The sequence below is a fragment of the Bacillus sp. BF2-3 genome (assembly GCF_008368795.1).
GTDB classification, from domain to species: domain Bacteria; phylum Bacillota; class Bacilli; order Bacillales; family Bacillaceae_G; genus Bacillus_A; species Bacillus_A cereus.
This window is the reverse complement of sequence record NZ_QOSA01000036.1, coordinates 47,391-61,821: the sequence shown is the minus strand read 5'-3', so window position 1 is coordinate 61,821 and position 14,431 is coordinate 47,391. Positions and strand designations below refer to the sequence as shown.

Here is a 14,431-nt window from a genome sequence, read left to right as displayed (position 1 = left end):
GATATAACTCATAGCGGAATGTGTTTTTCTTATGGTATCCTTGGTGATATTCTTCAGCTGGATAAAATGTAGCTGCTGGTAGTATTTTTGTCGCAATTGGTTTTGAAAAGCGTCCACTCTGCTCAAGCTCTTCTTTTGAGGCCTCTGCTTTTTTATGTTGTTCTTCATTATGATAAAAAATCACCGTTTCATAAGACTGTCCGCGGTCGTGGAATTGTCCACCAATATCGGTCGGATCAATTTGTCTCCAATATATATTTAACAATTCCTCATACGGCATTTTATTTGCATCAAATGTAATTTGTACTGCCTCATAATGTCCCGTCGTTTCTGAACATACTTCTTTATACGTTGGATTCTCTTTATGACCACCTGTATAGCCAGAAACAACCTTTATAATCCCTTCCATCTCTTCAAATGGCGAAACCATACACCAGAAGCACCCTCCAGCAAATGTAGCCAATTCTATCTTTTCATTTACAGCCATTACTTCACCCCTATTCTATGTTCTGCTTACAGTATGGCATAAGAAACATCATATTATAAAAGAAAAAGCACCGAACATCGATGCTTTTTCTTTACTTCACTTTATTTTTTCCAACATCCTTCTCCATTTCATCACTTGTCACGTCTAAAACATCTAATAAGAAGATGAAGATTGGAATACCGATAATTAATCCCCATACACCTAAGAAGTGTTCTGAGAAGATTAATACCATAAATGTATAGAAAATCGGTAAATTTGTTTTTTGCGACATAAACTTCGGGTTTAATACGTAACTTTCAAGCGCATGAATCACTGTTACGATAACCAAAATATAAACAACGTACATGATACCGCCAATATTGTAAGCAATCATACAAAGTGGGAATAACGAAATGATAACCCCCGCTACTGGAATTAAGCCCAGCAAGAAAATCATTAACGCTAAACCTAATAATTGTGGGAATCCTAATATCCATAATGCGATAACTGAAAGAACACAGTTAACAACAGCAATTAAAAATTGCGCTTCGATTACCTTTCCAAATGAACGTGCAAATTTCTTTCCGAAGTACTCAATTTCAGTATAGAAAATTGCAAGCCTGCTTTCTTTAAACTTTGCAGTAAAACCGACAATACGAGATTTTTCTAATAAGAAAAATAAACTCAAAATTAAAGAAAGTAAAACTTGAAGGCCAAATTTACCAACATTCGTAATCGATTTATACAAAATGTCTACGCCTTGTCCTACATATTTAGAAAGCTCCATATGATTGACAGCATTAACTGCATACTTAATTAGTTCACTATCTGGTGGGTTTCTTAAAAATACATTGAATTGGTAAATCAGTTGTGAAATTTGTATCGTCAATACTGGTAAATATTTAAATAGCGTAATAGCAATTCCACCAATTAACATTACATATAGAAATGCTATAATAATTTTTCGATTAATAGGCATGAAATGATCTAATTTGCGTGAAATAAACTTTTGGAATCGATCCATTAAATACGTGAGAATAAACGTAATTAATATTAAATTCAACATACTTTGCAGCCCGTATAACACGAGAGCAAGTATTACTAATACGAGTAACCTCTGAAATCCTTTGCTTTGAAACAGGTTTTTTATTTGCATAATCGACGAATACTCTCTCCTGTCCTATAAACTAAAACGTTAATAAGTAGATTTCTCTCTCTTTTCTACTTTTAATTATTCATTCATATTAAGATTTTTATAAACTCATTATATGCCTACCTTACCAGGTATATAGTAGCCTACTTCTTATTTTACAATACAATGACCTAATTCAAAACGTATTCTACATAGTATTAATGAAGATTTAAGGAAACTTACATTTTTTAATAGGTCTTACCACTACTGTAACATAAAAAGCAAGCTATCAGTAGAAATCTGTTCTACAAATAGCTTGCTTTTCTTATTTTTTAAGTAAGTTTTACTATCCAATGAATGGCATGAACATTGGGATGACAACTACTGTTACAACCCCAACTACCGTTACAGCAATACTTGCCATCGCTGCCTCTACCTCACCCATTTCAATTCCTACTGCAACTCCTAATGCATGACCCGCTGTTCCAAGTGCTAAACCTTTTGCAATCGGATGTTTCACTCTAAATGTTTTTAAGAATAATGCTCCTAATGCGTATACGATAACTGCGTTGAAAATAACTGCAAACGATGTAATTGCTGGAATACCACCAATACTTTCTGAAATTGGTAACGCAATTGCTGTTGTTGCTGCTTGTGGTAGCATTGAATTCATTACTGCTGTATCTAAACCGATTGCTTTTGCAACAATGAACACGACAATTACTGAGCAAATAGATCCAACCACGATAGCTGATAAAATTTGCCACCAATATTTTTTCAACTTATCAACTTGTTTATATAGTGGGATAGCGAATGCAATTGTTGCTGGCTCTAAGAAGAAACTAATCATTTTTCCGCCAGTATTATATTCTTCAAAAGTAAAGTTACCTACCTTTAGAAATACAATCCCTAATACCATCGCTACGAATAATGGTGTAAATAGGAAGAACCCTTTTGAATGCTTGAATAATAATGTTCCGATTCCGTATGCGATTAATGAAACGACGATTCCGAAATATGGAGTCATTGTGCTTGCCATGTTCATTACCTCCCAACAATATATAAATACAATGGTTACGCAACCTTTCCGTGCTTGCGTCCTTTATTTACTACTTTCAATTCTTTTATATCTTCTGTTTCTTTTTCATCTTTTCCTAAAATAAATTGTGCAAATAATCCTGTTACAGCGAGTAAAATAACTGTCGCTACAACAATTACAGTTAAAATTTGTACAAAGTATTGCCCCATTACACCAAGAGAATTAATAACTGAAATACCTGATGGGACGAATAAGAATCCAATAATACCTGTTAAAGCTGTTCCGAGTGATTCAACTTGCTCCAATTTAATAAGTTTTAAACATAATAGACTAAATAAAATAACTAACCCGATTACCGATGAAGGCATTGGAATTGGTAAATGTGTTGCAATAATATTAGAAATTAACATAATAGCTGAAAATATGAATGCTTGTGATAAGAAACTATATACTTTTTTCGTACTCATTTTGGCCACCTCTTTCGATTTGGTACCTTTATTGTATAGAATATAACCGCCTAAGTAAGCGTTTACATAACGGAACGTCAAATATACAGAATCAGTTACAAATATAAAAGGATGAAATACAAAAGCTGCTCCTTAAATACGAAGCAGCTTTTTGAGTTCTTTTGCATATGTACGACTAACAGGTACTTTTGATCCTTCTTTCATAATTAAATTATAAGTAGAGTTAAACCATGGCTGAATTTCAGTAATATGATTAATATTTGCAATAAAGCTACGATGGATGCGCATGAAACTTACTTGCGGCAACTTCTTTTCCAAAATCACAAGTGTATCGTGTGTTACATATGTTTCCCTCATTGTTTTTACTGTCACTTTTCCGTCCACAAGTCCTACATATACAATATCTTCAATATTAACAAGTACGATTGATTCTTCAATTGGTAATGCTAATTTATGCATCTCTACTGTTACATCTGTCCCCTTTATTTCGTGCTTCGTTTCTATTTGCGATTGTTTTTGTTTTTTATACTTCTTTAATGTCTGCACAATACGCTCTTCATCAAATGGTTTTAAAATGTAGTCTAACGCATCTACTTCAAATGCTTGCAGTGCATATTGATCATAGGCAGTAGCAAATACAATTGCAGGTGGATTTTTCATCTTCTTTAATATATTGGCGATTTCAAATCCGTTATCATCGGATAATTGAATATCTAAAAACACAATATCTGGTCTACTTTGCATTAGTTCTTCTAATGCGTCTTCCACACAATCAGCCTCACCAATTATCTCAACTTCTTTCGTTCTCTCTAATAAATACTTTAGTTCATCACGTGCTAACATTTCATCGTCAACTACTAATACTTTTAACAATCTGTTCTTCCTCCCCTACTTTTTTTGGAATAACAAAAGTAATCTCTGTCCCCTCATTTAATTCACTTTCGATATGAAGCATCGTTTCTTTTCCAAATAATCCAATAAGACGTTCATTAATATTATATAAAGCTGTTCCAGTCCCTTTCTTTGACGAAACTACCATCTTTCCTAATTGTTCTAAACGTTCTTCCTCAATTCCCTGTCCATTATCTTTTACTTCAAAATGAACCATACCCTCTTTTTCAAAAACATGCACTTCTACTTCACATACTGGTTGCTTCTTCGGAAAAGCGTGTCGTAATGCATTTTCAACCAATAGTTGAAGAACAAATGGTGGTACTAAAGTTGTCTTTAGCTCGTCCTCAATATACATCTTTACCTCATACTTATTTGGGAACCTTGCTTGTTCTAAGGATAGATATGCCTGTACATGGTTTAATTCTTGTTCTAGTGGAATCAATAACTGACGTGCCCCTTGCAAATTACATCGGAAATATACGCTAAGCTGTAATAATAACTTCCTTGCTTTTTCTACATCTGTTCGGCATAAAGCTGATACTGTATTAATCGCATTAAATAAAAAGTGCGGGTTAATTTGCGCTTGTAATGCTTTTATCTCTGCATCTTGAAGTAATTTACTTTGCAACTCAGCTTCTCCTAACTCTAACTGCGTGGAGAATATTTTTGCTAACCCTTCTGCTAATTCTTCTTCAACGCGACTTAACTGGTTAGGATTTTTAAAATACAGTTTTAATGTCCCTATCGTATTTCCATGCGAAGTTAGTGGAATAACAATCGCCGCTTGCAAAGGGCATCCTTCATGTTGACAATTAATGACCTCACGTGATTTTGCTTTCATTATTTGCCCTGTATGTAAAACTTCTTTCGACAAACCAGTTATTAAACTATGTGAAGGAATATGGTGATCTGATGCTAATCCAACATGAGCTAATATTTTCTCTGTATCTGTTAAGGATACCGCATCTGTTCCTGTAAAACGGTGAATAATTTGTGCCACATGCTTACATGATTCTTCTGTTAAGCCTTGGCGAAAATATGGTAACGTTTTATCTGCAATACGTAATACCTTATGAGTCTGAAGTGCCTTTGCGTTCTCTTCCTGACGCAAAATAGCTTGTATCATAGAAAGTAAAATAAAACTTCCAAAACTATTTACAAGGATCATTGGTATCGCAATTGTTTTCACAATGCTCATTCCATCCTCTACAATTAATAGGATCATAATCATTTCTAAAGAAACGATAAAAACACTTAAAATCGCTGAAAACTTAGGAGTAATTGTACGATTATACTTTTTGAAAATGTATCCAATATACCCCGTTATAACACCTGCTAAAATTGACGAGATTGCACAACTTAGAGCTGTCGTCCCTCCAAGCATATAACGGTGAATACCAGCAATTGATCCTACCCCAATTCCGACGATAGGACCACCAAGCAATCCACTAATTCCAACACCCATAATACGTGTATTCGCAATAGTACTCGATGATGAAACACCTTGTAACCAATTTTCATTCATAATCGTATTTCCTGCTATTTCAATCCCAGTGTAATTGCTTACAATTGTAAATACCGAAAAAATACAAATAAGCTTAAGCTTATCTACATAGCCATCCTGTTTATGAAGGAGGCGTCTGAAAGTTTTAATATGAGAGAGTAAAAATCCTAAAATAACTATAAGTCCGACTCGTTCAATCATCATGAGTACTAAATTTAGCATCTTTGATTCATTCCTTTTTATTTAGTTAGTTTTATTATGGGAAAATAATGAAGTCGGCGTCAAGAAGAACGAAATGTTTTTTGAAATATTTTACACATAATAACTTCCTCTTTATTTGACAATACATATAGAAGAGTGCTAAAAATAAAGTAATATAATACAGTCCTTTAACCCAACCCCGTGAGGTTGAGAAGGAAGTCGGAATACAATATACGTATGTTCTTTTCTTGGGGATACGTATGCTTTTTTGGCCTTCTCATCATATCAGGTGAGAAGGCCTTTTGTTATTCTTCCATAGCGACTGTAGAAAATAAGGAGGAGTAATAATGAACGTCACTACTGATGTACAACAAACAACAGAGGAGACAAAAGCGAAAAGATATAAAACATTATTTGGTTCTGCGCTAGGATATGCAGCAGAAGGTTTAGATATGTTGCTATTATCGTTCGTACTTGTCTATATTTTAAAAGAGTTTCACTTAAGTCCTGTTGAAGGCGGAAACTTAACTTTAGCTACCACAATAGGAATGTTAATTGGTTCTTATTTATTTGGATTTATTGCTGATTTGTTTGGCCGTATTCGTACAATGGCCTTCACAATCTTACTGTTTTCACTAGCAACCGCACTCATTTATTTCGCAACAGACTACTGGCAATTATTAATTCTGCGCTTTTTAGTTGGAATGGGAGTTGGTGGTGAATTCGGAATCGGAATGGCCATCGTAACAGAAACATGGTCTAAAGAAATGCGCGCTAAAGCGACATCTGTTGTTGCACTTGGATGGCAATTTGGTGTACTGATTGCTTCACTCCTTCCAGCATTTATTGTCCCACACTTTGGATGGAGAGCCGTTTTCTTATTTGGATTAATTCCAGCTTTACTAGCTGTCTATGTCCGTAAAAGTTTAAGTGAACCGAAAATATGGGAGCAAAAACAACGCTACAAAAAGGAGCTATTGCAAAAAGAAGCTGCAGGTAAATTAACAACTACTGAAGCAGAACAACTAAAACATATAAAAAAATTTCCACTTCGAAAGTTATTTGCCAATAAAAAAGTAACAATTACAACAATTGGTCTTATTATTATGTCGTTCATCCAAAACTTCGGATATTACGGAATCTTCACATGGATGCCCACTATTTTAGCAAATAAATATAACTATACATTAGCAAAAGCAAGTGGCTGGATGTTCATTTCTACCATCGGTATGCTAATTGGAATTGCAATCTTTGGTATTCTAGCTGATAAAATTGGTCGACGTAAAACCTTTGCAATCTATTATATTGGCGGTACAGTATACTGTCTCATTTACTTCTTCTTATTCACAGATTCAACATTATTATTATGGGGAAGTGCATTGCTTGGATTCTTTGCAAATGGAATGATGGGAGGATTTGGAGCAATTTTAGCTGAAAACTATCCTGCTGAAGCTCGCTCTACCGCCGAAAACTTTATTTTCGGTACAGGACGTGGACTAGCTGGATTTGGGCCTGTTATTATTGGCTTACTTGCTACAGGTGGCAACCTACTTGGAGCATTGTCCTTGATTTTTATCATCTACCCAATCGGGTTAATTACAATGCTACTATGTGTACCAGAAACAAAGGGAAAAGTATTAGATGTACCAGAAACAAAGGGAAAAGTATTAGATTAAACGTAAAAGAGGAAGCATCTCATTTAAGATGCTTCCTCTTTTACGTTTTTATTTATTTTGATTTACTAGCCTTCTGAAATAAGAATGCAGTTTTATCTTCTTCTTTTACAATACCTTGTTTTAATGCTAATTCTCCCGCAACTTTAGGCGCTAACCATAGCATTGGGAATAACAAAATTGATACCGGAACTGCCGTCACCACGATAAACGATTGTAGCGCATTAATACTTCCTTCACCCATATATAAAAGAATTGCTGCAACTGCGCCCATAATAAGCGACCAAAAAATCCGCAAACTAATTCTAGGATCTCCGTCTCCAGTCACTGCCATTGAAATGGAATACGCCATTGAATCTCCTGTTGTCACTACAAATAAAATTGTTAATAAAAGAAATGCTGGTCCAATAATATTAGAAAGTGGCAATTGCCCTGTAATTGCAATCATAGCTGCCGGCATACCAGATTCACTTAATGCGTCCGAGATAGACCCAGGATTCATCAACTCATAAAACACGCCTGATCCACCTAATATAGTAAACCAAAATGTTGTAATAATAGGTGCGATAATTCCAATTGCAACGATGATTTCTCGAATCGTTCTCCCTCTTGAAATTCGACTCACTAAAATTGCCATCATTGGTCCGTATCCAATAAACCATCCCCAGAAAAAGATTGTCCAAGATCCTAACCAACTTGTATCACCACGGTATGTGCTCATCGGCATAAACTCATTTACATAAAATCCAAACGAAGAAACAAACGAATCAATAATAAATCCACCTGGCCCAAATAGTAATATGAATGCCATTAACACAATTGCTAATCTAACATTTAAATTACTTATAATTTGAATCCCTTTATCAATACCTGTTACTGCCGATATGGTAGACACGGCCACCACACAAACAATAATTGCTAATTGAGTAGTAAACACATCAGAAACTCCAAATAATTCTTGTAATCCATAACTTGCTTGTAAACCTAAAAATCCAATTGGGCCAATTGTACCTGCAGCTACTGCAATAATTGCAGCTGCATCAATTATCGTTCCAAGCAGGCTCTTTCTTAATTTTTCCCCAAAAATAGGATATAAAAGTGTTCGAGGTTTTAGCGGCATATCTTTATGATAATGTCCATACATCATAACTACCGCACTAATTGTACCTAAAATCGTCCATGCTAAAAATCCCCAATGCATATAACTTTGTGCTAAAGCAGGCATGACTGCTTCTTTCGTTCCAGCAGATATACCATCATGTATTGGTGGCACCGTCATCAAATGATACATTGGCTCTGCTGCTGCCCAAAAAACGCCACCTCCAGCAAGTAATGTAGACATAATAATAGCAAGCCATTTTGCCGTACTAATCTCAGGTTTTTCTAATCCCCCAAGCTTAACTCTCCCATATTTGGAGAAAGCCATACACATCGCAACAATAAATGTACCTAATAATAAAACTTGCCAGAAGGCACCGAAATATTTAATTGAAAAAGCGAAACTTTTATTAATTGCACTCTCTACATAATACTTGTTCAAAAAAACTGCAATTACAAATAATAAAAGTGAACCACCACTAATAATAAATACAGGCCAATCAGTTTTTCGACTCTTCATCCTCATTTATACTTCCTCCTTCCTCAGCAATCTAAAAAAACAACTTTATTATGTTTTATTGTTTAAACCCAAAACATAATAATTATATATGCATAACATTTTATCGACTTCCCACATACTTATGTTGTCCCTAAAAATATGCCAAATCCCTTATTAAAAAGAAAAATTCTCTTCCTCTTACATAAAAAAGCAAAACAAAAGACCTTATATTTCTATAAGGTCTTCGAAACAGAAATTTGATTATAACATAAGGTACTCCTTGGTTCAAAAAGCCTCTTCCAAAAATAACCGAGAGTAAAGGCTTCCATTTGCTACATAACAGTAATTAAAAAAAATATATTTTGCAGAAAAAAACTGCACTAAATATTATTTATGAAAGAAATTTGGCTTCAAAATTTCATTCGGATACGGTTTATGATAAATGTGAGTGGTAGCTGGAGATAATGGCGGAATAAGCCATACCCAATTACCTGTTACAACACGACCACAAGCAGCTTCTTGCTTCTCAAATTGCTGAAATTGTTGTGCAGCAGTATGGTGATCAACAATACTAACTCCTTGTTTTTTAAAGGAGTGTAGTACGGCAATATTCAACTCAATTAGCGCCTTATCTTTCCATAAGGTACCGTTTCTCGATGTATCTAAATCCATCATCTCCGCAACAGCCGGAAGTAAATTATAACGATCATGATCTGCTAAGTTGCGCGCCCCAATTTCTGTTCCCATATACCATCCATTGAACGGAGCGGCTGTATAAGAAATACCGCCAATTTCTAAACGCATATCTGAAATCATTGGAACACCATACCATTTCACTCCAAGTGATGAAATAGGGTATTCTGGGTGTTCAATTGGCACTTCTTTTACTTCTTCTCTCGGAATTTCTTTATATGTAGGTGCCTTCCCGTTTATAGAGAACACAAGTGGCAATACATCGAAATTCGTACCTTCTCCTTGCCAACCAAGCCCCTGACAAAAGTCCGTAAATGTAGCGGAATGAGAATCACCAATCACTCCCGTTTCTGTTTTATATCCTGCATATCGAATCAATTGGTGATTATAAATTCTTATATTATTTTCTTCACCTTGATATTGCTTAAAAATCGTAATGGTTGGTTTAACTTTCCCGTCGTTCGTTGCATATTTAATATGATGAATTAATGCATTATATACACCCTCTTCATCATTTACTTCGCGCGCATCTAATATGTGCATCTTACTCCAAAATAGTCTTCCAATACATCTATTACTGTTACGCCATGCCATTCGTGAACCATGAACAAGTTCTTCAAATGTATGCTCATATGTCCCTGTCTTCTCTATCTCAATTTGAATTTCTTTTATACGTTCTTCTATCAATTGTTCTTTATGAAGCTCCTTATAACAAATCGTAATAAAATTACTTGCTTCTTCTATTAATTGTTTCGTTTTACTCATAAACAATCTCCTTCTATTTCAACAAAACCCTGCTACTTTACAGTATAAGCAAAAAGGATAGGAGTCACAAATGAAAGTGAGAGTGTTACTTTTATTGTAATATTTTTCAGAAAATTAATGGACTTACTATTGACTTATATGGAAAATGGGTGTATTTTTGACTCAGGTAAAGTATTTTTACCTAGACCAACTTTTTAAATAGAAAGGAGGTAATGTTATGTCTTCATTTCAATTGCCAAAGCTTTCATATGACTATGATGAACTAGAGCCACATATTGATAGCAATACACTTTCCATTCATCATGGAAAGCACCATGCGACATACGTAAATAATTTAAATGCTACTTTAGAAAATTATACTGAATTACATAATAAATCTTTAGAAGAATTGCTATGTAATTTAGATACTTTACCGAAGGAAATTGTTACAGCTGTACGAAATAACGGTGGCGGTCACTATTGTCATAGTCTTTTTTGGGAAGTGATGAGCCCACGAGGTGGCGGTGAGCCTAATGGAGACGTTGCAAAAGTAATTGATTATTATTTCAATACCTTTGACAACTTAAAAGATCAACTTTCCAAAGCAGCTATTAGTCGTTTTGGAAGTGGCTATGGATGGCTTGTTCTTGACGGTGAGGAACTCTCTGTTATGAGTACACCAAATCAAGATACGCCTTTGCAAGAAGGGAAAATCCCCTTACTCGTAATTGATGTATGGGAACATGCTTATTATTTAAAGTATCAAAATAGGCGCCCAGAGTTTGTTACCAACTGGTGGCATACAGTAAACTGGGACCAAGTAAACGAGAAGTATTTACAAGCAATTCAATCACAAAAACATTAGTCGTACGTATAAGGTAAATTTGGTAATGTAAAATCAGTATTGTCGAAATCCTCCAGAATCCCCCGGATTGCCACCGGGGGATTTATGATTACTTCATTGTATTTATATAATGTTTTAAAACATTTTTCATTTCTAGTTTCAGCTCTCGGAACAAAAATCCGAATTCACGAGCCTTTCCATTATGTAATGTACAGTTAGTTACCTCATTATAAGGAGCTATATTTTCCCCAGCTTTCTGAATGAGTGCTTTTATTCCTGTCTTCTCTTCTATGAAATGAATAATTTCTTCCGTAGAAACTACCCCGTTACTACAGGCGTTAATTGGCCCTTTCACATTTTCCATTCCGCACCAAGCTAGAAACTCTCCTGCCTCTTTTTCATGTATAAATGACAAAGTTCCATCTACATGATCCACAACGATAGGTTTTTGGTTCACAATACATTCAACGTAAAATTGTAACCTTTTCGTATAATCGTTTTCTCCAATAACAACTGGAAAACGAACTGCAACAACTGGGAATGTTGCTTGTTGAAATACAACGGCTTCAGCTAATCTCTTTCCTTCACCATAATTGAAGTCATTCCTATCTCCATACGCGATTGCATAATCGTACGGATTAAAGTCTTCTTCTGATAAGCTTAGGGCAGGTTCATAGACGGCCATTGAAGATGTCATAACATATTTCTTCGTTTTCCCTCGTAACACTTCACATATTATCTTCGCTGCATTCGAGCTATAGCATAAATTATCGTATACAATATCATAACTTTTTCCTTCTAGACGCTTTTCTAGTAGCTTTCCATCTTCTCTATCAATAATTATTCTTTTTACTGCGCTACCAAAAGAATCTTCAGTAACTCCCCTCGTCGCAATCGTTACATCGTGCTCCTCTTGCAAAAGTGCTTCTACTAAATGTTTACCAAAAAATCTTGTTCCCCCTAGCACCAATACTTTTTTCAACTTCATCATCCCCATTTTAGCAAATTGTAAAATACTACCTCTCTATTATAAGTGCCAACATATAAAAAGCATGGAATTCGTTTAACGATTCCATGCTTCTCTACAGAAAATATATTAACGTACTCGATATTTATAAATACAATAACAGAAGTACAAAATAGAAATTACTGATACATAAACCCATAGTTCATATACAAATCCCTCTCCCCACACTCCCATAAAATAAAAGAGTGAAGGTAAAGTCAATGTTACCCATGATTGTACGAAGGCAATCCTTCCAAGATATTGATTAATGTTCTTCTTTTGTGTATTTAATACAAAGAATAAATACCAAAGTAATGCCCACATAAACCACGTTAACGCATTAACAACATCATGGAATTGAACAAATGAAACAACCATATAGAATAAGGCTATAATTGCTACCCAAATACAAAACCATCCTAGACCACTACTATCCATTCCTTTTATAAAAGTAACACCTACATATAAATAAGTTAATCCAAATAAGAAAGTAGCCGCATATGAATACACTGTCCAATTGCTTTGGTCAGAAATCATGATCAAATAAAACGGAATAATAATTTGTAGTGCACCCACAAATAAATTAAAAACACCCGCACTTTTCATCTCTGCTTTCCCTAATATAACAAGACTATTTAAAAATAAAGCTGCCCCTGAAAGTAATAATCCTACATAACCCATATATATTCGTGTGAAAATCTTTACCTTTCACACTTTTAACCTCCCCACACTATAAAGTGATACTTATATTATTTTTCTTCCCATTTAAAACTACATACATAATTTTTCATTCAAATAAGTCAGACCTCCTACCTCAAAAAGGAGCGAACTTAAAACGCTTTCAATAATAAATAATCCTATTAAAACATGAACTAGGATTCCTTGATTATAAACGGACTCTAGCAATGATACAAGTGTTGGAATACTTTTCAATAATACGCTTTCAATTTCTATAAAAAATTAATAAAATAATACATTCCTCTATCTCATTCTACTACCTTCTAGCATAAGATATTGTAAAATCACATCATTTAAAACAGCGAACGCTCTTTTCTAGGTTCGCTAATAAAATTAATAAAAAATGACCTCTTGCTTTTATGCAAAGGTCATTTTTTTATATACATCATTAAACTTCTAAATAGCCATTTTTATTATTTGATTGCCATTTCCAAGAATCTGCACACATTTCTTCTAATCCACGTGTTGCCTCCCAGCCTAATTCACGCTTTGCTTTCGATGCATCAGCAAAACATACTGCTACATCACCTGGGCGACGCTCTGTAATTTTATAAGGAACTTTCTTGCCCGAAACTTTTTCAAACGCTTCAACCATCTCTAGTACACTATAGCCCATACCTGTGCCCAGGTTATAAGCATCTACTCCCGTTGTACTCAATACTTTCTCAAGCGCCTTTACATGACCATTTGCTAAGTCCACAACATGGATGTAATCACGGACTCCTGTTCCATCTTTCGTTGGATAGTCATTTCCGAATACGCTTAATTCTTTTAACTTACCTACCGCTACTTGCGTTACATATGGCATTAAGTTATTTGGGATTCCATTTGGATCTTCTCCGATACGCCCACTTTCGTGTGCACCAAATGGATTGAAATAGCGAAGTAATGCGATACTCCATTCTGCATCTGCAAATGCTACATCACGCATAATTTGCTCAATCATTAATTTCGTTTGACCATATGGATTTGTTGCACTTAATGGAAACTCCTCCGTAATCGGTGACGTTTCCGGGATACCATATACAGTTGCAGATGAACTAAAGATTATCTTCTTTACATTATGTTTCTGCATTACTTCACATAGCACTAACGTGCTTGTAATGTTGTTATGATAATATGTTAATGGAATCGCTACTGACTCCCCTACAGCTTTAAATCCTGCAAAGTGAATAACTGCTTCAATTGCATTTTCTTCAAAAATTGCGTCAAGCGCTTCGCGATTTAAAACATCTTCTTTATAAAACTTAAATTGTTTTCCTGTTATTTCTTTCACTCGATTTATAGATTCTACCGAGCTATTCGAAAGATTATCCACTACTATAACTTCGTAACCGCTATTTAGTAATTCTACACATGTATGACTACCAATATATCCTGCTCCACCTGTTACAAGTATTGCCATAATTATAGTCCTCCATATTTCATTCATT

The 14,431-nt window shown here is 34.8% G+C and carries 12 protein-coding genes and 1 pseudogene; 2 read left to right on the top strand and 11 right to left on the bottom strand.

Annotated features, from left to right (window positions below; all coding sequences use genetic code 11):
- Positions 1 to 19: 19 nt before the first annotated feature.
- The 6 genes and pseudogenes from msrA to lytS all read right to left on the bottom strand — a co-directional run.
- Positions 20 to 487: pseudogene (gene msrA, locus DN401_RS30295) on the bottom strand (peptide-methionine (S)-S-oxide reductase MsrA); the annotation flags it as partial.
- 91 nt (positions 488 to 578) lie between these two features.
- Positions 579 to 1,622 (bottom strand): AI-2E family transporter, encoded by a 1,044-nt coding sequence (locus DN401_RS23040; RefSeq protein WP_001166010.1) that lies wholly within the window; start codon positions 1,620 to 1,622, stop codon positions 579 to 581.
- 322 nt (positions 1,623 to 1,944) lie between these two features.
- Positions 1,945 to 2,637, bottom strand: a complete 693-nt coding sequence (lrgB, locus tag DN401_RS23035) for an antiholin-like protein LrgB (protein ID WP_000168869.1) — start codon at positions 2,635 to 2,637, stop codon at positions 1,945 to 1,947.
- A gap of 35 nt (positions 2,638 to 2,672) precedes the next feature.
- Positions 2,673 to 3,104, bottom strand: a complete 432-nt coding sequence (gene lrgA / locus DN401_RS23030; RefSeq protein ID WP_000104892.1) for an antiholin-like murein hydrolase modulator LrgA — start codon at positions 3,102 to 3,104, stop codon at positions 2,673 to 2,675.
- Positions 3,105 to 3,236: 132 nt separating this feature from the next.
- Complete coding sequence (locus tag DN401_RS23025) at positions 3,237 to 3,977, bottom strand: LytR/AlgR family response regulator transcription factor (protein WP_000921842.1); 741 nt, start codon at positions 3,975 to 3,977, stop codon at positions 3,237 to 3,239.
- Positions 3,955 to 5,724 (bottom strand): two-component system sensor histidine kinase LytS, encoded by a 1,770-nt coding sequence (gene lytS, locus DN401_RS23020; protein ID WP_000933565.1) that lies wholly within the window; start codon positions 5,722 to 5,724, stop codon positions 3,955 to 3,957. The genes DN401_RS23025 and lytS overlap by 23 nt, the downstream gene beginning before the upstream one ends.
- Positions 5,725 to 6,050: 326 nt before the next feature.
- Between lytS and DN401_RS23015 the strand changes: the two genes are divergently transcribed.
- A complete protein-coding gene (locus DN401_RS23015) occupies positions 6,051 to 7,379 on the top strand; it encodes an MFS transporter (protein ID WP_149287944.1) in 1,329 nt (442 codons plus the stop codon).
- Positions 7,380 to 7,431: 52 nt separating this feature from the next.
- Here DN401_RS23015 and DN401_RS23010 read toward each other — a convergent pair whose 3' ends face one another.
- Positions 7,432 to 9,000, bottom strand: a complete 1,569-nt coding sequence (locus DN401_RS23010; RefSeq protein ID WP_149287943.1) for a BCCT family transporter — start codon at positions 8,998 to 9,000, stop codon at positions 7,432 to 7,434.
- A 360-nt stretch (positions 9,001 to 9,360) separates the two neighbouring features.
- Entirely contained in the window at positions 9,361 to 10,431 is a 1,071-nt protein-coding gene (locus DN401_RS23005) for a nitric oxide synthase oxygenase (RefSeq protein ID WP_000047627.1), read from the bottom strand.
- A gap of 217 nt (positions 10,432 to 10,648) precedes the next feature.
- On the opposite strand from DN401_RS23005, the gene sodA reads away from it, so the two are divergent.
- Positions 10,649 to 11,275: a superoxide dismutase [Mn] gene (sodA, locus tag DN401_RS22995; protein ID WP_000094042.1), complete on the top strand. Its 627-nt coding sequence runs from the start codon at positions 10,649 to 10,651 to the stop codon at positions 11,273 to 11,275.
- An 88-nt stretch (positions 11,276 to 11,363) separates the two neighbouring features.
- Here sodA and DN401_RS22990 read toward each other — a convergent pair whose 3' ends face one another.
- From DN401_RS22990 to galE, 3 genes are all read right to left on the bottom strand, one after another.
- Complete coding sequence (locus DN401_RS22990; RefSeq protein WP_033689455.1) at positions 11,364 to 12,251, bottom strand: NAD-dependent epimerase/dehydratase family protein; 888 nt, start codon at positions 12,249 to 12,251, stop codon at positions 11,364 to 11,366.
- Positions 12,252 to 12,350: 99 nt separating this feature from the next.
- Positions 12,351 to 12,941 carry an AmiS/UreI family transporter gene (locus DN401_RS22985; protein ID WP_000542569.1) on the bottom strand — a complete coding sequence of 197 codons (591 nt, stop codon included), beginning with the start codon at positions 12,939 to 12,941 and terminating at the stop codon, positions 12,351 to 12,353.
- 445 nt (positions 12,942 to 13,386) lie between these two features.
- On the bottom strand, positions 13,387 to 14,403 hold the full coding sequence (gene galE / locus DN401_RS22975; protein WP_000996540.1) for a UDP-glucose 4-epimerase GalE: 1,017 nt from the start codon (positions 14,401 to 14,403) through the stop codon (positions 13,387 to 13,389).
- Positions 14,404 to 14,431: the final 28 nt, after the last annotated feature.

Coding starts and splice junctions, on each gene's coding strand:
- DN401_RS23040 (WP_001166010.1), bottom strand. CDS start 1,622: ATGCAAATAAAAAACCTGTTTCAAAGCAAAGGATTTCAGAGGTTACTC.
- lrgB (WP_000168869.1), bottom strand. CDS start 2,637: ATGGCAAGCACAATGACTCCATATTTCGGAATCGTCGTTTCATTAATC.
- lrgA (WP_000104892.1), bottom strand. CDS start 3,104: ATGAGTACGAAAAAAGTATATAGTTTCTTATCACAAGCATTCATATTT.
- lytS (WP_000933565.1), bottom strand. CDS start 5,724: ATGCTAAATTTAGTACTCATGATGATTGAACGAGTCGGACTTATAGTT.
- DN401_RS23015 (WP_149287944.1), top strand. CDS start 6,051: ATGAACGTCACTACTGATGTACAACAAACAACAGAGGAGACAAAAGCG.
- DN401_RS23010 (WP_149287943.1), bottom strand. CDS start 9,000: ATGAGGATGAAGAGTCGAAAAACTGATTGGCCTGTATTTATTATTAGT.
- DN401_RS23005 (WP_000047627.1), bottom strand. CDS start 10,431: ATGAGTAAAACGAAACAATTAATAGAAGAAGCAAGTAATTTTATTACG.
- sodA (WP_000094042.1), top strand. CDS start 10,649: ATGTCTTCATTTCAATTGCCAAAGCTTTCATATGACTATGATGAACTA.
- DN401_RS22990 (WP_033689455.1), bottom strand. CDS start 12,251: ATGGGGATGATGAAGTTGAAAAAAGTATTGGTGCTAGGGGGAACAAGA.
- DN401_RS22985 (WP_000542569.1), bottom strand. CDS start 12,941: ATGGGTTATGTAGGATTATTACTTTCAGGGGCAGCTTTATTTTTAAAT.
- galE (WP_000996540.1), bottom strand. CDS start 14,403: ATGGCAATACTTGTAACAGGTGGAGCAGGATATATTGGTAGTCATACA.